The sequence below is a fragment of the Peribacillus deserti genome, from assembly GCF_016909175.1.
Taxonomy (GTDB): domain Bacteria; phylum Bacillota; class Bacilli; order Bacillales; family DSM-1321; genus Paraperibacillus; species Paraperibacillus deserti.
Genome location: NZ_JAFBFI010000001.1, coordinates 147,994 through 170,588 on the forward strand (window position 1 = coordinate 147,994; position 22,595 = coordinate 170,588).

The 22,595-nt window shown below is 39.9% G+C and carries 15 protein-coding genes; 11 read left to right on the forward strand and 4 right to left on the reverse strand.

Annotated features, from left to right (window positions below; genetic code table 11):
• Positions 1 to 11 precede the first annotated feature (11 nt).
• From JOC77_RS00675 to JOC77_RS00690, 4 genes are all read left to right on the forward strand, one after another.
• Positions 12 to 1,646 (forward strand): ABC transporter ATP-binding protein, encoded by a 1,635-nt coding sequence (locus JOC77_RS00675; RefSeq protein WP_204537422.1) that lies wholly within the window; start codon positions 12 to 14, stop codon positions 1,644 to 1,646.
• A gap of 462 nt (positions 1,647 to 2,108) precedes the next feature.
• Positions 2,109 to 3,284, forward strand: coding sequence for a glycosyltransferase (locus JOC77_RS00680; protein WP_204537423.1), 1,176 nt, complete (start codon positions 2,109 to 2,111; stop codon positions 3,282 to 3,284).
• Positions 3,274 to 5,943: a bifunctional glycosyltransferase/CDP-glycerol:glycerophosphate glycerophosphotransferase gene (locus tag JOC77_RS00685; RefSeq protein WP_204537424.1), complete on the forward strand. Its 2,670-nt coding sequence runs from the start codon at positions 3,274 to 3,276 to the stop codon at positions 5,941 to 5,943. Before JOC77_RS00680 ends, JOC77_RS00685 begins: the two co-directional genes overlap by 11 nt.
• Before the next feature lie 64 nt (positions 5,944 to 6,007).
• The gene (locus tag JOC77_RS00690; RefSeq protein WP_204537425.1) at positions 6,008 to 7,534 is read left to right on the forward strand and encodes a glycosyltransferase family 2 protein; all 1,527 of its coding nucleotides are present in this window, start codon (positions 6,008 to 6,010) and stop codon (positions 7,532 to 7,534) included.
• A gap of 166 nt (positions 7,535 to 7,700) precedes the next feature.
• Here JOC77_RS00690 and JOC77_RS00695 read toward each other — a convergent pair whose 3' ends face one another.
• Positions 7,701 to 8,612: a helix-turn-helix domain-containing protein gene (locus JOC77_RS00695; RefSeq protein WP_204537426.1), complete on the reverse strand. Its 912-nt coding sequence runs from the start codon at positions 8,610 to 8,612 to the stop codon at positions 7,701 to 7,703.
• A gap of 175 nt (positions 8,613 to 8,787) precedes the next feature.
• Here JOC77_RS00695 and JOC77_RS00700 point away from each other — a divergent pair, with 175 nt between their 5' ends.
• The 4 genes from JOC77_RS00700 to JOC77_RS00715 all read left to right on the forward strand — a co-directional run bounded on the left by JOC77_RS00700 (position 8,788) and on the right by JOC77_RS00715 (position 11,630).
• Positions 8,788 to 8,928, forward strand: coding sequence for a hypothetical protein (locus JOC77_RS00700; protein ID WP_204537427.1), 141 nt, complete (start codon positions 8,788 to 8,790; stop codon positions 8,926 to 8,928).
• A 362-nt stretch (positions 8,929 to 9,290) separates the two neighbouring features.
• On the forward strand, positions 9,291 to 10,421 hold the full coding sequence (locus tag JOC77_RS00705; protein ID WP_204537428.1) for an SH3 domain-containing protein: 1,131 nt from the start codon (positions 9,291 to 9,293) through the stop codon (positions 10,419 to 10,421).
• Positions 10,422 to 10,611: 190 nt separating this feature from the next.
• Entirely contained in the window at positions 10,612 to 11,094 is a 483-nt protein-coding gene (locus tag JOC77_RS00710; RefSeq protein ID WP_204537429.1) for a hypothetical protein, read from the forward strand.
• A 38-nt stretch (positions 11,095 to 11,132) separates the two neighbouring features.
• Positions 11,133 to 11,630, forward strand: coding sequence for a hypothetical protein (locus JOC77_RS00715; protein WP_204537430.1), 498 nt, complete (start codon positions 11,133 to 11,135; stop codon positions 11,628 to 11,630).
• Between the two features lie 117 nt (positions 11,631 to 11,747).
• Here the strand turns inward: JOC77_RS00715 and JOC77_RS00720 are convergent, their stop codons facing one another.
• The gene (locus JOC77_RS00720) at positions 11,748 to 11,912 is read right to left on the reverse strand and encodes a hypothetical protein (RefSeq protein ID WP_204537431.1); all 165 of its coding nucleotides are present in this window, start codon (positions 11,910 to 11,912) and stop codon (positions 11,748 to 11,750) included.
• 195 nt (positions 11,913 to 12,107) lie between these two features.
• Between JOC77_RS00720 and JOC77_RS00725 the strand changes: the two genes are divergently transcribed.
• Entirely contained in the window at positions 12,108 to 12,629 is a 522-nt protein-coding gene (locus JOC77_RS00725; protein ID WP_204537432.1) for an SMI1/KNR4 family protein, read from the forward strand.
• Positions 12,630 to 12,879: 250 nt separating this feature from the next.
• Here JOC77_RS00725 and JOC77_RS00730 read toward each other — a convergent pair whose 3' ends face one another.
• Positions 12,880 to 14,586 carry a transglycosylase SLT domain-containing protein gene (locus tag JOC77_RS00730; protein WP_204537433.1) on the reverse strand — a complete coding sequence of 569 codons (1,707 nt, stop codon included), beginning with the start codon at positions 14,584 to 14,586 and terminating at the stop codon, positions 12,880 to 12,882.
• 198 nt (positions 14,587 to 14,784) lie between these two features.
• Positions 14,785 to 16,458, reverse strand: a complete 1,674-nt coding sequence (locus JOC77_RS00735) for a M14 family zinc carboxypeptidase (protein WP_204537434.1) — start codon at positions 16,456 to 16,458, stop codon at positions 14,785 to 14,787.
• 168 nt (positions 16,459 to 16,626) lie between these two features.
• Between JOC77_RS00735 and JOC77_RS00740 the strand changes: the two genes are divergently transcribed.
• Together JOC77_RS00740 and JOC77_RS00745 are read left to right on the forward strand one after the other, a co-directional pair.
• Positions 16,627 to 18,630 carry a penicillin-binding transpeptidase domain-containing protein gene (locus JOC77_RS00740; protein ID WP_204537435.1) on the forward strand — a complete coding sequence of 668 codons (2,004 nt, stop codon included), beginning with the start codon at positions 16,627 to 16,629 and terminating at the stop codon, positions 18,628 to 18,630.
• A gap of 531 nt (positions 18,631 to 19,161) precedes the next feature.
• Complete coding sequence (locus tag JOC77_RS00745) at positions 19,162 to 21,840, forward strand: Ig-like domain-containing domain (RefSeq protein WP_204537436.1); 2,679 nt, start codon at positions 19,162 to 19,164, stop codon at positions 21,838 to 21,840.
• The last annotated feature ends 755 nt before the right edge of the window (positions 21,841 to 22,595 follow it).

Sequence of the window (22,595 nt, forward strand, 5' to 3'; positions counted from 1 at the left end):
GCTGATTGAGTATGGATATAGCAGTAAGCGTTAAGCATCTGACAAAAAAATATAAATTATATCAAGATAAATGGGGCCCCATTAAAGAGGTTGTCTCGAAAAAGAAGCTTCATAAAGAATTCCTGGCACTAAATGATGTTTCCCTGGATTTTCCTAAAGGAGAAGCGATTGGTGTTCTGGGCACAAACGGGTCTGGTAAATCTACTTTGCTGAAAATTATCACAGGTATTGCGGACCCTACATCAGGAACTGTAGAAGTAAATGGAGCACTTGTATTTTTAGATGTTAGTTCGGGGATAGATTCTGAATTGAGCGGGTATGACAACATCTTTATGAAAGGTGTGCTATTAGGCTATTCAAAGGAAGAAATGATGGAAAAGGCTGACGATATTATCGAGTTTTCGGAGCTCGGGGATTTCATTAACCAGCCTGTAAAAAACTATTCTTCCGGTATGAAAGCAAAACTGGGCTTTGCGATATCAGTGAATGTCAATCCTGATATTTTAATAGTGGATGAGGCACTGGCAGTTGGTGATTCTATGTTCAGAGCCAAGTGTATGAACAAGATGAATGAATTTAAGGAACAGGGTAAAACCATTATCTTTGTCAGCCACGATAAGAATGCCGTTGAATCGTTTTGTTCAAAAGCCGCCTGGATCAACAAAGGGGAGCTCATTGCCTATGGCGATTCAAAGCATGTAGGATCTATTTACAATGAATTTATGAGCGGCAGGAAAAAACTTGAGGAAATCCGCACGGAGCTTACACTGAATCATAGTATTGAACAAGTATACCAGCATGTAACAGATGAAGGCCTTTCCCTCGAATTAAAGGGCTATCTCTACGGAACCAAGGCTGATACTTCATTTGACTTTGTCCTTAAAGAAAACCGGACAGGTGAATATATCAGCAAGCCCCTTGAAAGAATTGCGTATAGCGGACGTTCTTCTCTTCCAGCAGATGTGGCGGGAGATGCTGGATTTGCAATTTCTATCAGTGAAAGGGAATATCCAAACTTTTTAAAGCCTGGGGCATTCACATTTTTGGTCCGCAGCAAGAATGAAAACGGTGAATGGGTCCAATTTCCTTTGTGGGCCGGCAATGCAGATTTAGAGGGAGCCGTAGACCAGAAAGGCCAGTTTTTATATAAAGCTAAGGTAGAGAACAATCAATTGATCCTAAGAGTCGATAATCTGGAGAAAGTCCAAGAACAGGTTAATAAAATATGGCTTGAGGGAAATAACCTGCATATTGAAGGAGTCGCTTTTGTAAGAGGCTATGAAGCCGGTTCACAAGAAGATGTTTCTATCCGTATGCATGTGGTGGACTTAGAAAGCTTTGAAGAAAAATCTTATCCTGCTGTGGTGAGTGAGACAGAAGAAATTACAGAAAACCCTTCTTTCAATCCGCAGGGAAAAAATTACAATTTTGCCCAATTCAAAACTGTGATCAATCTAGATGAATTTAACAAAGGCAAATATGAATATAGAATGAAATACAAAATGAATAAAGAGCCGTTTCACGAAATGTATATCCTGGTCTGGGCATCCAATAGTAAAGAATATCCCGGCGGGGCATTACAGCTCGGCGATAAGGAAGTTGAAATCCAGACCGGATCCAAGTACCTTAGAATGGAAGTCAGGTAGAGCTGTTTTCTGACCAGGTATGTTATGTATGCATGGGACGGAACGCGGAAGATTTCATGCAGTTTCTGTTAAATTATGTGAAACTCCCCACAATTAAGCCAGCCGGGGGTTTTACAATCAACACATGAAAAAGACTGTGGTAAATGTTCGGCGTTGATCATTGCACTTTGTGATCTTCGTCCCAGGCGCGGGACTCATTCTGGAAGAGAGCGTTCAAGGGAGATCTTGCTATACGTCAAGAAGGCTCCCTTGAACGGGAATGTGCAGCGGAAATCTAAACAGGCAAACAGATTTTTATTATAAATAAGCAAACTTCTGCTTACCCGTCAGATACGGGGTAACAGTGAAAATACATGGGGAACTTTAGTTTTTTGCCCGTTCCTCTAAGCGGACTAAAGAGGTCCGGTTCCACCCGAAAGTTTCCATGGAAGGATCTCTAATACGATAACGAGGAGTATAGGCATGCCAAAAAGAAATATCGTTTTTGTCATAAATGAATACAATGGCCATGGCGGCGCCCAGCGCGTTGCTTCAATCTTAGCCGAAGATTTTGTTCAAGATGGACACAATGTGGCCGTCTTAAGTATTAATGAACAAAAGGATGAATCGAGCTATTTTTCCCGCCGTATACCGGTAACAGTGTTGCATCAGGATGGTTACAGGGCGCCCATCGCTAAGGAGCTTTCTTCTAACCTGAAGGCGCTCAAATTCAAAACGGTAACCAAAGAGTTAAAGCGCCGCCGCCAGCTGTCTAAGAAAAGGAAGGAAATCCAGAAATTCTTTGATGCCTACGGACAGGAAGAAGTCTTTGTGATCGTTATTCAGGTCTGGGGGATGCAGTGGATCCAGCATCTATTGTATCAGCCTAATATTAAAATTATTGGCCAGAGCCATGAAAGTGTTGCTGCAGCTAAGAGCTCACACAGATATAAACGGATCCTGCGCTATTACCGGCAGGTTTCCAAATTCTTGCTGCTGACGGAAAAAGATGCAGAGTATTTCCAAGGACTGGGGTTCTCGAATGCAGGAGTTATGTACAATCCTTCTCCTTTCCGCGAAGAGATCGAACCTGACGTTTTATATAAAAATAAAACAATTGTTTCCACTGGAAGGCTGATTGATGATAAAGGCTTTGATGTCTTAATAGAAGCATTTGCGAAGGCTTCTCCCGATATGCCTGGATGGAAGCTGCATATTTATGGCGAGGGGCCGGCAAAATCATATCTTCAAAGTTTAATCCATATTTTAGGAATGGAAGACCATATTACCTTAAAAGGCCAGACAGCTGATACTCAGTCTGCCTTGACAGCATCCAGCTTCTTTTTGCTTGCTTCGAAAGCAGAAGGACTACCTATGTCATTAATAGAAGCGCAGGCTTGCGGACTGCCATGCATTTCAACTGACTGTGCACCCGGCATACGTGAAATCGTTGGAGAGTATAATAATGGCCTGCTTGCTCCGGTAGGGGATGTTCCTCTTCTGTCCCGCCATATAAAACGGCTGGCCACAGATTACGGCTTATTTTTCTCATTCAGTAAAAACGCATATGAGCACAGCAAGATATTCGATAAACAAGTGATCAAGAACCAGTGGTATGATCTTTTTGCAGAACTGGGAGGACAGCAAGATGGTAAGTAACCTGAAGCACGTTCAAAAAAAGCCTAAGCTATCGGTCGTTGTGATTGCTTTTAATAATGAATTATATATAGAAGAAGCTCTTGATTCTTTATATGATCAGACCTTCAAAGATCTTGAAGTGATTGTCGTTAATGATTTTTCATCTGATCGGACGGGAATTTTGATTGACCGCTATGTGGAAGGAAAGCCGAACTTCAAGGCGGTTCATTTGGAGCAGAACAGCGGAGGGTGCAGCACGCCGCGGAATACCGGTATTGCCCATGCACAAGGAGAGTATATCATGTTCCTTGATGGGGACGATTGGTATACGATTGATGCATGTGAAAAACTGGTTGCCGCTATTGAAAGGACAAATTCAGACTTTGTGGCAGGACAGGCAATCCGGACCAATACGTATGATATTTGGTATGAAAAACAGATTTATTCTATCGAGCGTGTGAATATCAATATCCGTGAATTCAACTTCCTGTTATTTGATAGTTTATCGGTAAACAAAATTTATAAGCGTTCGTTTCTGGATAAACATAACCTTCGATTTCCTGAGGGAATCCATTACGAAGATGTTGTTTTTACAGGAAAAGCATATTTCCTTGCTGAATCGGTAAGTATCATACCAGAACCTGTTTACTATTGGAGAGTTGTTGAAAATGCGGATGTTAAGTCGATCTCAAACCGCCGCTTTGAATTTGATAACTTCCGAAACCGTATTGTTGCCCACCGGCAGTATGACAAATTTCTTAAGGAAAGTGGATTCATCCTGTATCAGGGACACAAAAATAACCGGTTCCTGCGCCATGACTTAAAGCTTTACACAAATGACTACCTCGAATTTGATGAGGATTATAAAGTGAAATTCCATGCACTTATCCAAGAGTATATGCATGAGGTAATGGACGAATATGCCTTCATAAGGCTGCCCGAAAGAGACCGGATCATGTACTATCTTCTCTATATCGGCGATAAGGCCGCATTCCAGGATTACTTGTCTTACCTAAATGGATTGCCTGGCAGCATGAACCGGATCTATGCTGAAGGGGAGTCATACTACTTCAGGGCAACCAAGCCTGGATTAAATGATAAGAAGTTCCTTGGAATTAATGAAATTGAGATAAACTATCGAATTAGTGATATAGCTTTAGACAGGGACCAATTCTCCTTTAATGTGGATGCACATGCAGAATCCGTCGACCCGTCTGAGGTGAGTTTCTCCTGGGTGCTTAAGAACAGGCAGACTGGGGACACCATCCAAAGGCCGGCTGTGGGGACTAGGGTTGTATTCCCGCTCAACAACATGGCTCCGGGAAATTACTACTTATTTTTATATGTGAGTCATCAAGGCAATCTTCATAAAAGGCTTATAAAAAAATCGGTAATAGAAGAACTGCCGAATCTCAAGGCCAAAAATGAGTCTTTATCTAAGGAAATTTTTATCAATCATAAAAACTCTTTTGCCATAAAAGTTCTTCCATTACGAAAAGTGGATCAGTTAAAATTCGCGATTCAGAGAAGAAGGAAGAAATATAAATCAAATGAGAAGCTTACTGGATTAAAAGAAGTTCTAAGCAACTACGCCAAAGGATTGTTTGGAAAACTTCCGCTTCAATCTAATTGGGTTCTGTTTGAGAGCCATATGGGTAAACAATATAGTGACAGCCCCAAGTATATTTATGAAGAATTATATAAAAACCGCAGCAAATTTAAATATATCTGGGTCTTTGAAAATCCTGATGCTGTCCAATTTCCCGGCCCTGCGATAAAAGTAAAGAGAAAAACGCTTCGTCATTACTATTATCTGGTCCGTTCGAAATTCTGGGTTGATAATCAAGGGATGGCCCGTTTGGCACCCAAGAAAAAACAACAGGTGTATGTACAGACCTGGCACGGCACCCCATTGAAGAGAATGGGCTATGATCAGAAGAAAACGCCAAGTGAAGCAGCACTTGAACATCTAAAGACACATACAAGTGCATGGGATTATTTTATTTCGCCAAATCCTTATAGTACGGCTATTTTTAGAAGAGCCTTCAGGTATGGCGGCGAGATCCTTGAGACGGGATATCCTCGTAACGATGTGTTAATTAAAAAGCCTGAGATAATCTCACAAAAGGTGAAAGAATACTATCGGATTTCCCCGGAGAAAAAAGTGATTTTATTCGCTCCTACATTCCGTGATTGGGATCCAAATTCGTTCCAGAAGACGCTGGCAGATATTAAGACGCTTAGTAAATCAATTAATCAGGATTCAGTTGTGCTGTTAAGGCTGCATTATTTATTATCTGATAAGATTCACGATAGAGATCTTCCGGCAAATATCAAGAATGCTTCCACCTATCAGGATATTCAAGAGCTTTATCTGGCATCAGATGTATTGGTGACCGATTATTCATCCGTCATGTTCGATTATGCCTTATTAGAGCGTCCGATCATTCTTTACTGCTATGACTTAGAGGAATATCTATCACGCAGAGGAACTTACTTTGACTTTATCGAAAAATCTCCTGGTCCAGTTTGCGAAACCATTGATGAGGTCATTTCCTATCTTGGAAATCCGGAGAGTTTAACTTCATACAATCAAGCATTGAAACAGTTCGCTCAGGAATTTGGAAAGTTAGAGGATGGACAAGCAGCCCGCAAAGTAATCGAACGGGTTTTTGATTAACGTGAAAAAAGAGTCGCTCTCATGCTGCTCTTTTTTCATTTATTACTAAATGGAGGTGAGAAGTATGTCTGAACTCGTTTCTATAGTGATTCCGGTTTATAATGCTGCTCCCTATTTGGATGATTGTTTACGTTCAGCTGCAAATCAAACCTATAAAACCATAGAAGTGATCATGATCAATGATGGTTCTACCGATCATAGCGAAGAAATCCTGAAGAAATATGAAGAAGCCGACGATCGCTTTACTCTCTATTCCCAGGAAAACCACGGATTAGGCTACACAAGAAATAAAGGAATAGAATTAAGCAGGGGACAGTATGTATTCTTCCTGGATGCAGATGATGAATTGCCTAAAGGGGCACTGAAAGCCTTGATTACAGCCATGGCGGAGGGTGGAGCCGATTATGCAGCAGGCAAGGTTCTTCGTCTGACGGAAGATTCACAGTATGCACCTAAAAGGCATTCGGAATTTAACTTATATGAGAAAAAGGAAATGACTACTATTCATGAGAAACCAGAAATGCTCCAGGACAGCATTGCCTGTAATAAGCTCTGGAAAAGGGAATTTCTATTCGAGAATGAATTATTTTTTACTGAGGGAAAGTATTATGAAGATCTGCATATGACTTTGAGAGCGGCAGTCCTCGCAAAGGCAATTGCCGTCACCAGCCAGGTAGTGTACCTGTGGAGGGTGAGGGAGAATGAAAACAAGCCATCTATCACACAGCAGCAGATGAAGCTCAAGAACACACAGGACCGGCTGAGTGCCCTACTGTTGAATAGAGACTGGCTAGTTCATTCAAAGGCTCCCCAGAGGATTATTTCTGAACATGATCTGAAAAGTCTGCTGGATGTTTTACGGCTGCACGTCATTAAATATGCTCTTGTCCATCCTGAGGAAAGAGACGAATGGCAGAAAGAAATAAATAAGTTTCTCGATTTAATACCTGATGAAGAAGCTGTCAGCCTCCCCCAGAAAGAAAGAGATCTATATAACCTTCTGAAAGAAAAGAATTATAAGGATCTGCTGCTTTTTTCACAGATGTATACAGACACAGAGACCCGGCCAATAGTGACTCAGCAGGGACTTCACTTTGAGCTTCAGGGGGAGAATAAGTCGTACGATGTTTCTAGATATCTTAAACCTAGTATCACCGTTACAGAAATAAACATGAAACAAGCAGGGTGGGTGCTGAAAGGGACATTAACGATTCCAAAGGCTTCACACCCAGCTGAAGGAACTCTTTATGGTTCTATACGAAACAAAAATGAAACCATAAAGGCTGGCCGGCTTGTCACTAAACCAACTGGCCAAAACCATCTGTACCCTTATGAGCATCAAGATTTTGAGATCAGTATGGATCCTGAGACATTCGCGGCTAACGCTGTTTATGATTTCTATTTTAGGCTGGATGGGAAGGAACCTGCCCGGGTGAAATTTTCTTCCACTCTTCAGAGTCGTTATGAACAAAAGGCTGGGCGAACAAGGCTGTCTCTCTACCGAACGAAGAGGGGCAATCTAAGTTTACAAGTCCGAACAATTTCAATAAAACACATGTTGAAAACGATGGTAAAAATGATTTTCAGATAGCTGGTATAGACAAAGCTGGAATGACCGCGCTTTATATAAAGCTGTCGGTTTAATGTTTTCAACTCAGGTTAAAGGATGCTTCAGCTGAAGCATCCTTTTTTTCGCTGATAGATAAGCTGCTGGAAGGGGCTGCCTAATTGGGCGTATTTTTTTCTTGCGGCTGAATTTAGCCTAAATCTTTATCATTTTTAAATAATTTAAGATCCATATTTTTTGTTATTTGGTTTTGAACGTGTTCGAAGTATTTATAATTATTCTGGACTTTAAACAAATAAGAAGCTTCCAGCATGGCTTCGCGGCTCCTCTGATATTGATTTAATTGTAATAATATTAATCCTTTTTGATATTTCAAATCTCCTAACAGATATAAAGAGTCTATCGATATACACTTCAAAATTGCTTCATTAACATATTTAAGGGATAGGGTATATTCGCTGCGTCTGTACAACAGCTTTGAATAGTTATATAAAACACGAATATAAATCGTTGTTTTGACAGTCTTCATAGATAATTCCTTAATGATTCTTATTGCTTTTTTATAGGATTCTTCTGCCTGTAGATAGTCTTTACTATCATTATAAATATTCCCGATACTGACTAGAATTTCTACCTCTCTCTGAGTAAATTGGGTTTCTTTTTCATAGATATAATACAGTCCGTCTGTTAATAATTGTAACGCCTTCTCCAAATCATTATGAAGATAGAAAATGCAAACTCCTTTGTGCCACATGAAAAATTGCTTGTCGGCCTTTGAGGTTAACAGCGGATTCTTTACTTCTTTTTCAATCAAATCTAGAATTGCTTTAAAATCACTTTCCTTTAGTTTTTGTCGAACAAACAAATCTATGTCATTAAAGTAATCTCTTCTGATAGAATCCTTGTTCAGGAAAAAATCATTCATACTTATCCCCATACGAATGGATATTCGGTACAAAAAATCAGCAGAGGGAATGATGAATCCACTTTCTAATTTAGAAATATATGCTTGAGTACAGATTCCATCTGCTAATTCTTTTTGGGTATATTTTCTGGCCTTCCGAATCTCTTTAATGGTTTTTCCTAGTTCTAGAGTATCCATGCTTTCTCCTAATATAATTATATTTATATTATTATTAATAGTAACAAAAGCACTTAAAGAAAAACACTATTAATTACCTAAATTGTAAAAATATGAAATAAATTGACATTTTGATTATTGTTTCGTCTACTATATATTTTCCTTACAGCTTCACAAAAAAAGGAGAATACTTTAAATGAAAAAAATTAAATGGTTGATGCTACCGATTCTGATTATTGTGCTTTCCTGCAATTTATTATCTAATGCTAACTCTATTAATGTAGCAGGAGATGAGGAATTGCCCACTGCTGACTCTGTAAGAATAGATGTGTTGTAGGTGATAAAGAAATGCATTAAACACTTAATAAATAAGCCTATGGAATAAATACATGACACCACTTATATAAGGAGTCAGGCGTATGATATTGATTTACTCCCCGTTAAATGGGGAGTTTTTTTGTTCTTTCGCTTAGATTGCTCTGTTTATCTTAGTTAGCTGGAATGAGTTGTCCTGCATAGTATCATGTTCAAAGATTGTACTTATATAAGTCCATATACCCGTCCGCTTTTATGCCTTTTGGTTCAATTCTTTATTTTCCGATGGTTTATGGTGGACTTGCGTTCCGTTTCTCTCTATTTTGGAAGTAGAGTACTAGATTCGACATAATACTACATAGATTTAGGGAGGAAAAAGTATACATGATTGACTCGACAAAAAAGGAAGCAAAAGGTTCATCCCTCGGAAAGGTTTTCGCAAAGGGAATCATCGCTGCCTCAATCCTCGGAAGTACGTTACTGTCCCCTCAATTACCAATATCCTCATCTGACCAGGGTGTTGTCAATGCTGCGTCACCAGCCTATACAGTTACAGCCTCGTCTTTAAATGTACGTTCTGGAGCGGGTACAAACTATTCAAAAATCGGGAGCCTGCCGAAGGGAAGCAGTGTTCAAGTGATTCAAAAGCTGAGCAATGGCTGGTACAAGATTTCATATAGCGGGATGACCGGCTATGTCAGCGGACAATATGTTAAATCAACGGCCTCTGCCCCTACATATAGAGTGAATGCAACATCCCTTAACGTCCGCACAGGACCAGGTACCAACTATGCAAGAATCGGCTCATTAAAAAATGGAGCGGTGATACAGGTTATCAAGAAAGAAAGCAACGGCTGGTATAGAATTAACTTTAACGGAAAAACCGGCTATGTGAGTGGTGAATATGTGACAACAGGCACGGTGACCAGTTCAAAAAGACTGAACGTTCCACTGGTTGCCCAGCGGCCGGAATTACCAAGCGGATGTGAGGCAACAGCTCTGACCATGGCACTTAACTACTACGGTGTAAAAGTAAGTAAAACAACGGTTGCTAAGAAAATGCCATATGATCCTACCAAACTGGTACGAAATGCAGAAGGAACGATCAAAATCTGGGGAGACCCGGATGTCGGCTTTGTAGGAACACCATTTGGCAATGGATATACCATCAACCCGGGACCGCTCAAGAAAGTGCTGGATCAGTACCGTTCAGGCGGTGTGAATTTAACAGGAAAAAGCTTTTCGGAAGTAGAAAGATACATATCTCTTGGAAAACCAGTACTGGTCTGGTTCACCATCAGCCACGAAATGCCTTCTAAGCGTACCTGGAAAACACCGAAAGGGAAAACCATCAATGGTGCAAGACCGCTGCACTGTATAGTAGTGACCGGATTTGACGGAAACTACGTATATTTCAATGACAGTGAAGCGCGAAAAAAAGATATGAAATTGTCTAAATCAAAGTTCATCAGCATTTATAATGCTATGGGTAAACGGGCGCTAGTAGTAAACTAAGCAAAAAGCATGTATGGGAAAACTCTCGTACATGCTTTTTTTGATGTATATACCGAATGAATATGGGTCATTTCAGTCATTTTTACAATTTAAGGAAATAAACGTTTAAATGGTGGTTTGGCGGGAATTTTAAAAGTGTCTAGTTCATGTAAAGTCAGCCTATGGAAATATTCCGAAGGAGTGATTGAAAATGATACCGATGACAATGAGAGAACTTGAAAGAATTCGCGAGGATTGTAGAAAACTAGTGAATAAACGCGCCTCCGCTTCAGCGGCCGCGGCCGTGATACCCCTACCTGGAGTTGACGTCGGTGCGGATATAGCGATAATGACTGAGCTGCTGCAAAAAATTAACCGGAAATTCGGATTATCTGAAGAACAGATCGATCACTTAGATGCTGCGACCAAAGGGCAGATTATGGTAATTGCAACTTCAATTGGGAGTGAAATAATAGGCAAGGTTTTAACAAAACAGACCATTATGCTTTTATTAAAGAAAGTAGGCGGCAGGGTTGCAGCAAAACAGGTTACGAAGTTTATCCCCTTTGTTGGACAGGCGGTTGCTGCAGGCATCAGTTTTGGAGCCATGAAGATGCTTGGAAATTCACATATTGATGAATGCTTTGAGGTTTGCAGGCGTGTGATTGAGGAACGAGGTTCACAATCTGCGTAAGTGTCAGTCAAATATCTGCTAGGAGGTGCCTTTCCTAGATGAAGAGGCTTTTACAAAAAGCAAACGAACATCTTAGCAAAACGGGTGAGGATGGAGAAAGCAGATATACTCTCATCCAAAATAAATTGGGTGACAGGGGAATCAATATTCCCATAACTGCTGATATTTTGAAGTTTATGATCCAAAATAAACAGCCTCATGAGAGTATTCATAAGATGGATGTAGAGTTTTACGAGTCCTTCTTAAGATTCAGCGGTAAAGCCAAAAAATTCCTTATGGAGATAAAGTTTGAGATTGATCTGCAGCCGCTTAAGGCAGAGAAGAGGGTTTTATTTTTTGAAGTCAAAGAAATGAAGCCGCTTAATCAGGATTGGATCAAGAGCAGAATATTTAATAGGCCGCCCTTGCTGTCTTATATAGAAGGAAATATGATACTCGATCTCAATCAATTGGAGGCAGTCAGAAAAGTTCCATTAGGGAGTATAAAGCACTTTGAGCTTAAGGATGATAAGCTGTGGGTCAAACTAGGTCTCTAAAAAGGGTGTCAAATAGCATCATCGGATATTGTTTTTTTGCAGAGATCAAAAACCTTTAAATGAAGAGCAGTTTCCTTTTTTAAATGCAGCAGAAAACTAAATCATAGGAACGGCCCTCTACTTCAGAGGGCCGTTTTTACGAATAGTATAAAATTCAGGGTCATTGTGATCCACAATTCCTAATGTTTCTGTATCCACATCATCTAAATCCATACCTAGCTCATATTCAATGGAATCATCTTTAAATAGGCCTTCATAGATTTTTTTAAAAGGATTCATCATATAGCACCTCTTGATTGTAATAACTGTTTTAATTATGCCCAATATTATGTTTCTTAATATTAATCTCAATATGCTGTTGTGAATTTTTCTTCCTGCCGCTACGGGGTAGGCTAGGTTAAAAATAAATATACAAAAAATGTAAGAAAAATTATAATAAACAAAGAGAGAAAATATATCTTTATTAGGGTGGGTTAAATGGAAATGAATTTATGGAGAGACGATACAGACGAATTTAAGTTAGAACCATTAACAGATGAAATGGTTAAAAAAGCAGAAGAAGAACTGAAAGTAAAGCTGCCAGAGTCATACATAAAGATTCTTAAGGAACAAAACGGAGGATATATAAACTACGACTCGCATCCTTCTGATACTCCAAATTCCTGGGCTGATGACCACGTTAATGTAGAACATATACTTGGTATAGGCGAGGAAAACGGTATATTAGAGAGCGCATATTTAATTGAGGAGTGGGATTTACCCAAGAATGTAGTTCTAGTCACTGGGGATGGACATAGTTGGATTGCTCTTGATTATAGAAACACCAAGGTTGATCCTCCAGTCATTTTTATTGATGTTGATCTTGAACTGATTTTTGAACTAGCTCCAAATTTCGAATCATTTTTAAATGGGTTGACGACATGGGAAGACGACGTAGATGTAGAAGAGCCTCATGAACCGCAGAAAAAAGGCTTTTTTGGTCGATTTTTTGGGAAATGAATGAGCGCTAGTATTCATAAATATTGAGAGATGTTATTTAGGAGCAGGCCTTTGGAGGCCTGCTCCTTATTCAATTTAAAATATGGTTATACGGCACGCTTTTAGAAGTGAAGCTTGCTAGATATTAGTGGTGTTTCCTTTTATTGTGCAAATGATCATCTCCATAGCAAAAACAGAATAATTCTCTAGACGAAAGTAAAAAACTGAAAAAAAAAAGACCGCTAAATAGCGGTCCTGTAATAGAAAGTCCTTACTTAAAGTTTTGGGATGCAATAAACCAGAGCCCGGTTTTGCCAGGAATCTGGACCTGATACCAGTTAAATAGGTTCGCGTGGTTATAGGTATCTTCTACGCCAGCCTTTACGATTTTAACGGTAGTTCCTGCTGGTATAGACACTCCCTTATTATTGTAGGTTGTGGCCACAGTCCTTGCAGTTACTGCACCCTTAAAGGTATAGGACGTTCCTGCAGCATGCATTTGTGTGGATCTTGTTTGAATGCTGGTTTTATATTCAGCTTCAGCATCGATATACCAGCCGCCCGTGATTGAATTTTGGATAAGCTTCACGTTGCTTTTATCCAGAATCTGAGGCTCCACCTGTGCCCACTCGATCATATATTTATAAACACCTAGCTGATAGGCAGTAGTGTATTTGTTTGGATCATTTGCGGCCGCAATGCCATTATATGCAAGAACCGCAAAATACCAATCTTCTAAAATGTTTTTGTTATGGCCGTTAATCTTAGGAATCTCTATTCCTGTATAATCCCATTTTTCTAAAAGGATTTTGATTCCCAGGTTAATATTTTCATCTATGTTATAACGTGCTTTGTCCAGCTCAGCGCTAGCTGCCCCTGTACCTGGTGTTACCTGCATGATCCCGAATCCGCCGTCATTATGGGAGGTGTTCATGAAGGGTTTACCCGTCGCAATATCAAATTGCTTAAATCCACTCTCTTTAAAAGCAATGGCCTTTACAATTTCAGGAGGAACTCCATTTTTAATAGCGGCTGCGGTTAATTTTTGTTTGATCTGCGCCGGCGATAATTCCATCTGCTTCATTATAGAAGTGAGTCTTTTATTTAGCAGAATTTTATCTGCAGCGGTAAATGAGCTGCTGCTGATCAGTTTTGAAATGGATACTTTTAAATCAGGTACTTCCTTTGCCGAAACTCCTGGATTAACGAAGCGGTCCAGCTGTACCATTTGCTTTTCGAGTTCGTAATAAGTAACGAGCTTACCCGATCTTTTCTTAGTCGCTAATGTGCTGTACAATTTGTTGAATTCATCGTTTAAGGCTGTTTTGTAGGCTGTTTGCGGGACCTCAAGACGGTTAACCATTGAATATTTATAGTAAGGAGCAATACTATCAGACGACTGTTTAATTCTTTTGTTAGCTTCATTGATATGCTTTTTCACATTATACGCTTTTGAGAAAGTGGTCTGAGTTTCTTTAGCTTTTTTAGAGTATAAGCTATCAATCTTCGACTTTATGGCAGCAGGGGATACCTTGCTTAACCTGACTGTCTGGCTGGTGACTTCATTGTTGAGAGTCACGAGCAGATTAGTATCGGCTTTTCCTGCTTTCGTGTTGGCTTCAATCTGTTTTCTATACGTATCTAGTTTGATACCGCCCTGTACAGCCGCGGTATAAGAGTCGCCGCGGTAAATAGAGGCATTAATAGTCTTAAGTGTGGATGCGTACGTCTTTTCCTGAGCTGCGGTCATCTTTTTAAGAGCGTCAGCCCGCTTTGTCTTGGCGGTATTAAGATAGGTTGTTGGGATGTTTGCGCCGGTGGCACCTTTTCCACTAGTGTAATAGTCTAATTTTTTTGCAGCTGCAGATGCATCTGTTAGAACCTTAGGTGCTGATGCTGCACTAGTACGATCGGGAGAAAACACAAACGCTGCAAGTAAAATAAGACTACACAGCATGTATAATCGATTTTTCTTCAATTTCCAATATCCTCCTATTTATCATATTCTCTCATTATACGGTAAACACTGTACAAAGTAACAACCAAAACAACAAATCTCTAAAAATAGTAATCGAGCACTACCCGGGAAATAGGGGACAGTCCCCATCTAGAAATAGCAAAAAACCGCTATTCCATTAGGATAGCGGTTCTGGGAAATGGGGGACAGTCCCCATAATTAATTAAATTTTTGTCGTTTGTCAGCCAGGGTTTTTTCGATGGCTGGGTATAGTTTGGGTTTGTTTGATTGGAGCTGCAGCTGGTCGAATGCTGCAATTTTTTCTTGGACAGCTGCTTGGTTTCCTGTGGCCAGCTGTTTTTCTGCTTCTATTAATAGTGCATGTCGATCTAGTGCGAATTTGCTTGCAGCGGAGATGGCTGCAGTTGGTGTTATATATTTTTGGCTGTGCAATTGTTTAACATGATTTCCGTAAAGAGCGGTCTGTGCCGTTTGTGCGTTTACCACTGCTGCAGCAAGCTGCTTGTGTAAGGCTGAGTCAAAGATTCCGCCTGTTAGCTTGCTTTCCTGCAGCTTGCCAAGGTGGACCGCGGTTTCACCGTTATCGATTGCTTTAATAAAGCTTGCCGATCTAGAAATATATAGATTAATTTCATTTACTAGTGGTGCAAGAGCATTTCGGTTCTTAGCGGGAAGCGGAGCGACCAATTTTTGATTAGCAGCTAAATCACTCTTCGTTTTCCCGTATAACTGTACAAATGCTTGATCCTTCCGCAAGTCAGCAATTGTTTTCACATTTGTATAATAGTAGCTTTGCAGCTTCTTAGCAGAGTTTCTGATCGAAGTGAGCTTTGTCTTAAGAAGCGCTGCCTTTGCATCCATCCGGACACCATACATTTTGGCACTTTCAGCTCCTGCAAAAAGGCCGGCTGCCTGATTCTGGCTCCATGCGCCCTTAAATTCGGAAACAGCTGGATTCGTTTCATAATAATAAGGAGAAATCTCAACCGTGATAGCAGTCCGCAGTTTTTTGCGGGAGAACCAGTCGCTGAATCCGGCAGCATTTTTGAAGCTGGAAGGAGTATACATACGATATCCAGTCATAGTGCTTAATTTCTTGGCAAGATTTTTATCTCTAGTAAGACGAGACCCAGTTTGTTCATAATTCCAGAATAGAATTTTTCCAGTTGTATGGTAAGATAATGCCATATCAGCATCAATAGAGTTCACCAGGCTTAGAACGGCCTTCACTTCTGAAGCTGTATGCGGAGCTTTCCCTTTATAATCCTTATAGCTTGGAGCTTTAGGACTTTCCGTTCCGGCCCATTTCGCATCATACTGGCGGTTTAAGTCTACACCTTTAGCGTTTGATTTCCAGCGTTTGAAATTTTTACTTCCATTGTTCATCTTAATTAAGCCAGCATGAGAGGAAGCGGGGAAAGCTTTCAATCCTGACTGCTGAAGAGTCACTCCATCTGGATTAACCATCGGCACAAACCATAGAGTAGAAGAGTTCAATACCGTTCTTACATTATAGCCCTTGATGCTGGTGCCCCTTTTGTACGCATCAGCATACCGGTTGAGCATGTACATATTAAGGTTGGTAGTCAGCCATTCGCGGGCATGATGGGAGCCGTTTATAAAGGCAGTGGCTTTTCCCTTGCCCAGACCAACCGCATAAATGTTTCGGCCAAACTCCGATTTCCCAATCACTTTCACTTGAATTAAATCAGGATAAGCTTTCTTCAATTTAGAAATATCAGAAGCCATGTGTGAATAGGTATACGTTTTATTCGGGTTTACAATCGCTGTGGCAGCAGATACAGGATGGAACGTAGCGGATCCAGCGAATAGGAATACAAAAGTTAACAGCACGACCAAGATCTTTTTCAATACAGGTCCTCCTTGTTGGTAAAATATTCTGATTCTATTAAACTATAAGTAGGAAGGAAATCAAATCCTACTAATGTATAGATTTTTCGGGCCAGGGAGTAGGTTATATCACTTAGGAAAAGGGAGATCATTCCAAGAGAACAAAATTTATATTCATAGGAGGATACTATGAGATACATAAAATATGTACTATGTTTGTCGTTTTTACTGCTGCTTGCTGCCTGCAGTAATGAGCCGCAGCCTGAAGATCGCATGGAGAAATATGTGCAATTGTGGAATAAGCAGGATTATGGAAAGATGTATGACTATCTCTCCAAATCAGCAAAAAAGGAAATTTCCAAAAAAGAATTTACAGAACGCTATAAGAATATCTATGAAGGCGTCGAGGCTAAGAACCTAAAAGTAACGTATAAAAAGCCGAAGGAAGAAAAAGAACATAAGGATGATAAAAAGGTTTCCCTTCCTTTCTCAGTCAAAATGGATACAATGGCAGGAGCGATTTCTTTCAATCAAGATGCTTCTCTTATTAAAGAAGAAAAAGATGAAGAAACTAACTGGTTTGTGAATTGGAATCCAGGTTTCATTTTTCCTGACTTAAAAAAGGGAGAAAAAGTATCTGTACAGAACCTCCCTGCGGTGCGTGGAGAAATATTCGACCGAAACGGCAAAGGCCTGGCTATCAACAGTGAGGTATATGAAGTCAGTATGGTGCCGGGAGAAATGGAAGACGAAGAAGCCATATTGAATCGAGCTTCTAAATTAATGAAGCTGTCTAAGGAAGAAATTCAAGCAAAACTCAATCAGAACTGGGTTAAGCCAACCTATGCAGTGCCAATCCTAAACATTCCTGCCGATCAGATCAAACTTGCCCAGGAACTGGATTCCATCCCATCCGTATATGTAAATGATAAAACAGCGCGCGTGTATCCATATAAGGAAGCAGCGGCTCATTTAATCGGATATATAGGATCCATAACAGCAGAAGATTTAGAAAGGCTGAAGGATAAAGGCTATACAGATAGTGATGTGATCGGCAAACGAGGCCTCGAGGAGCTGTTTCAAGAACAGCTAAAAGGCGAATCCGGAGCACGAATAGTCATTCAGGATAAAAACAAAGAAGAAAGAGTCTTAAAAGAAAAGCCTGCTAAAGAAGGCGAAAAGATTCAGCTTACAATAGATGCCGAGCTTCAGAAAAAGATTTTCCTTACATATAAAGGGGATTCAGGCTCAGCGGCTGCCATACAGCCTAAGACAGGTGAAACACTTGCGCTCGTCAGCAGCCCATCCTTTGACCCAAATAAATTCATTCTAGGTTTGTCTAAAAAAGACCGGGCAACATTAGAGAACAATAAAAACAATCCAACCTTAAACCGATTCAGCTCTCTGTACGCACCAGGCTCGACGATCAAGCCGATAACCGCAGCGGTAGCACTTCAATCCGGTATTGATCCGAATAAAACCATGAACGTCAGCGGCCCTAAATGGCAAAAGTCAAAAAGCTGGGGTAATTATTATGTAACAAGAGTTCATGATTACGGCAAACCGGTCAATATGAAGGATGCCATGGTATATTCTGATAACATTTATTTTGCCCAGCAGGCCCTTGCTATAGGAAAAGATACATTTACAGAGGGACTAAAGAGCTTCGGCTTTGATGAAAAGCTTCCATACGACTATCCGATACCAGGTTCAAAAATCGGGGCCTTGGATAACGAAATCCAATTAGCGGACAGCGGGTACGGTCAGGCACAGATTCAAATGTCTACCCTTCACCTGGCAGCTGCTTATACACCATTCGTGAATGAAGGAAACCTCATCAAGCCAAGCCTATTATTAAATGATCCAAAAAAGGGAAGTGTATGGAAGGAGAAAGTTATAGAACCCGTACACGCAGCGGCAGTACTTGATACGATGAAAGCAGTCATTTCCAATCCGCGGGGAACCGGACACTCTGTTTCCAATCTAAAGATCCCGCTAGCCGGAAAAACAGGCACGGCAGAAATTAAACAAAAGCAGGGAGAGAAGGGTGTGGAAAATGGGTGGTTTGTGGTAACTAACCCAAATAAACCGGATATGATTCTTGCGATGGTTGTTGAAGGTGTAGAGAAAAAACAGGGAAGCAAGCATGTGGTGGATAAAGCTAAATCTATTCTAAAAAGCGTAAATAGGTAAAGATAAGGACTGCAGCCACAGACTGCAGTCCTATTTTATTGCTCTCTATTCCTATAACTCTATAAAAACGCCTCCAGGCGTAAGCTTTATGCAATGCAGTTGTAATGAGGATGCAATAAACATGGAAGGGATTTCTAATGTGTAAGGCTGACGGATTGCATCTATTTATCTATAAATAAGAATGATTTTCCAAAAGTGGAATATATAAATAAGGTGGTTTAAAACGGGTGTGTTTACAAAGAAAAGTAAAATTGGTAAGTTTTACTATGTGTAAAAACTCAAATATCTGCAAAAAAAGCTAGAAATTGTTAAAAATATGTATTATTATAGGTTTACAAGAACGAATTGGAAAATCAAATGTTGGTTCTTGGAAGTTATGGAAGATTTAGATTGGTAGAGTTCAACTTTGTAGAATTCTAGCGTCTAGGTCTAAAGTTGTGTTTTATGTAAGTCATTGAAGTTTTGTATATTTACCAAGTACATGATTCCAATGCACTACTTTTTCATATTCGAAGGGAGAATACTTACCACATGAGTAAAAAGAAAGCTATTAAACTTGCAACCGCTACAGCAATCGCTGCATCTGCATTCGCAGCAGTAGCACCAGTACAATCAGAAGCAGCAACATCAAAACTAAATGAGGTTGTTCAGAAGTATGAAGCATCTGCGAAAGCAGCATACACTGCATACTCTTCAATGCCTGTTGGAAAACTTGCCAGCGGTACTGAAATTTACAAAAAAATCGTTCAAGCTGAAAAAGATCGTAAAGCAGCTGTTGATTTCATCAACGCTGGTAAAGGATATGACACGAAATACAAAAACGGAGCTCTAGCTAAAGTAACTGCTGCAGACGTTTATGTAAACCGTGCAAAAGCTTACAATAAAGCTCTTGGGGACACTCAAGCAGTTCAAAAGGTTGCTAAGGATGCCCTTGCTAACCCAACTGATGCTAAATTAGCTGCAGCACTTGAGCTATTAAAAGATTCTAAAAACTATGCATTTGTATCAATCAGCAAAATCTACGGAAAAACTGCTCGTGAGAACGTTTTTAACGGTTTCTCTGCAGGAAATGCAAAACTAATTGCAGCTCTTGAAGCAGCTCAAACTCCTAAAGTTCAATCAGTAAGTGCGATTAACCTTAAACAAGTAGTTGTAACATTCAGCAAAGATGTTGATGCTGATCTTGCTGACGTTAAAACAAATTATTCTTTAACTGGTGGTTTAACAGTTGCGTCTGCTAAATCAGAAGGTAAGAAAGTTGTTCTTACTCTTACAGCTGCGGCTGCACAACAAGCTAACGTAGAATTAACAGTTGAGAACTTAAAAGATAAGTCTGGTAAGGCTATCGACAAAACAACAAAAGAAGTTAAATTCTTTGACGCTACAGCACCTACAACAACATCTGTTGAAGCTACTGGTCCAAGAACACTAAAAGTTAAATTTAGCGAGCCACTTAAAACTGCACCAAGTGTTAAACTTGATAACGGCACACTAGCTGTTGTGGGAATTACTTGGAATGAAGGTGACTCTGAGGCTACTTTAACCCTTGGTACTGATTTATCAGAAGGGTCTCACTCACTTGAAGTATCAGGCGGAACAGATTTCGCTAACTTTGGTATTGAAAAAGCTACTTCTACAATTAACTATGTAAAAGACATTACAGCGCCAACAGTTACTGTGAAATCCGCATCTGAAACGCAAGTAGTACTTCAATTCAGTGAAGATGTATTAAATGCTAAAGATGGTAATGTGGAATTCTACCACACTTTTAAAACAGGATCTTACAAAGCTACTGATGTAGCAGTTGATGGTAAAGAAGTAACTCTTACTTTTGCAGCTCCACTTCCACAAGGAAATGCTAAAGTTATAATTGCTTATGCTAGCGAAAATGGCGCTAAACTACAAGATGCTTCTGGTAATAAAGTAGCTGCTCAAGAATTAACTGGTAATGTTGTAGCTGATACAGTAGCACCAACTGTTACAAAAGTTGAATCAAAGAGCAATACTCAAACTAACGTTACTTTCAGCGAAGCTGTTAAGTCTTCTACTGTAACAAATACTGCTAACTACAGCGTGAAAGATGCAGCTGGAAATTCTGTAGGAGTTACTAAAGTTGAACTTGTATCTGGTAACACATATGCAATCACTACTCCAGTATTAAATGGCGGTTCTTACACACTTGCTATCAAGAATGTAACTGATAACTCAATTCGCGAAAATAAAATGGCGGATTTCTCATCTACAGTTTCAGTTAATGACTCTGTAAGACCAGAAGTTGTTGGAGCTAAGAAACTTTCTGATACGAAACTGAAACTAACTTTCAGCGAAGTGATGGATGCTGCTTCGGCTACTACAAAATCTAACTATCAATATAATTCAGCTGCTTTAGCTACTGATGATAAAGTAGAATTAACTGACTCTAATAAAGCAGTTATCATTACAATCGCTGCTGGCGTTGATGATACTAAAGGTTTAACAGTAGGTCATGTTAAAGACGCTGCTGGAAACTTCATTGAGAAATTCGAAACAGCTGTAGATATTGAAGCTCTATCAACTATTGCTGCTTCTAGTGTTGAAGCTACAGGTAAAAACTCTATCTTATTAACTTTTGATGAAGTTATTACTAATGCTACAACTAAAGATTTCCAATATACACTGGATGAAACAGCATTACCGGCAGTGGCTTGGAAAGAACCTTCTCAAATTTCTACTTCTGTAACTGGCGGAAAGACATATATTACTTTAACTACAGAAAATAATGTAGATACAACTGCTGCTAAATTAGCTGTAAGAACAGTTGATAAAGATGGTAAAGCTGGAGCAACAGTTGGCGCACAAAATTCATTTGGAACAAAAGTTGTAGTAGCTGATTCAGTAATCGTTGCTGATAAGTATGCTCCAACATTAGTAGGTGCAACAATTGCAGATACTACTGCCGTTCCAAATGCAAAATATGACACAGTTACTTTAACATTCTCTGAAGCTATGTATGTAGCATCTGTTCAGGAATCTGATTTCACAGTAGAGGGATATGAAGTTACTGGAGTTTCTACTTCTGGATCTACTGTAACTCTTACTGTTAAAGAAAACGATGCTAACCTTGCTAAACCAACAGTTAAGGTAGTTGGAGAGGTTCAAGACTCAGCGCGTAACGCTACTAAATCTACTCAAGAATTTGTTGTTACTGGAGATACTCCTGAAGTAAAATAAACGAAACGTTACTTTATAAGCTATTAATTTAGCGAAAAAAGTGAAAAGACGCCTCACGTTGACTTCACGGTTAATACCGTGAGGTGTTCTTTTTAACTATTGTTACTAAATTCTGGGTTAAATTCCTAGACTTGCTAAATAGTTAGGGGCAAGTGCCTAATCCTCCTGCGTCCAATGAGGTTCTAACACAACCGAAGGGGTGAAGTCAGGTGAAGTCGTACTCATGAAGTTGAGGCGGGGTTCCATAAAAGGTGGCTATGGTTAGGAGACGAATCCATGCTTAGGCAGGGTGAGGTAGTGAACATTACGAATTGCTAGGAGTTTAGTGTTCATCCTTAAACTTGAGATGGTTTAATGGAGATCAGCGAATTAACTATTAACCTGGTCTTTCTCATACCTGAATAGTGGAGACCTACGGTCATCAAAAAGAGGGATGGTAACAATGGAACGTTTGAAGTCTTGCTAGAAGAGGTGGGTTAGCACCTAAGAGGCTGGCAGGATGGCGGCGGGTTCGTAGTAGTGTGGATTACTAGCCGTTTGTATTACCATGGTAACATGGTTAGAGGGTAAAACTAGTAGGAGCGAAGGAACCCAGTCAGTAGTAGAGCTGAAACGGCTTATTTCCCCAAGAGATTGTCGTATAATTTTATAAATGGAGTAGCCAATCATCTTCGTATGATTGGCTCTCATATGGCCTTTACATGGTAAAATATAACTACTAATAAATACTTTACCATTAGTATATTTGGACTACT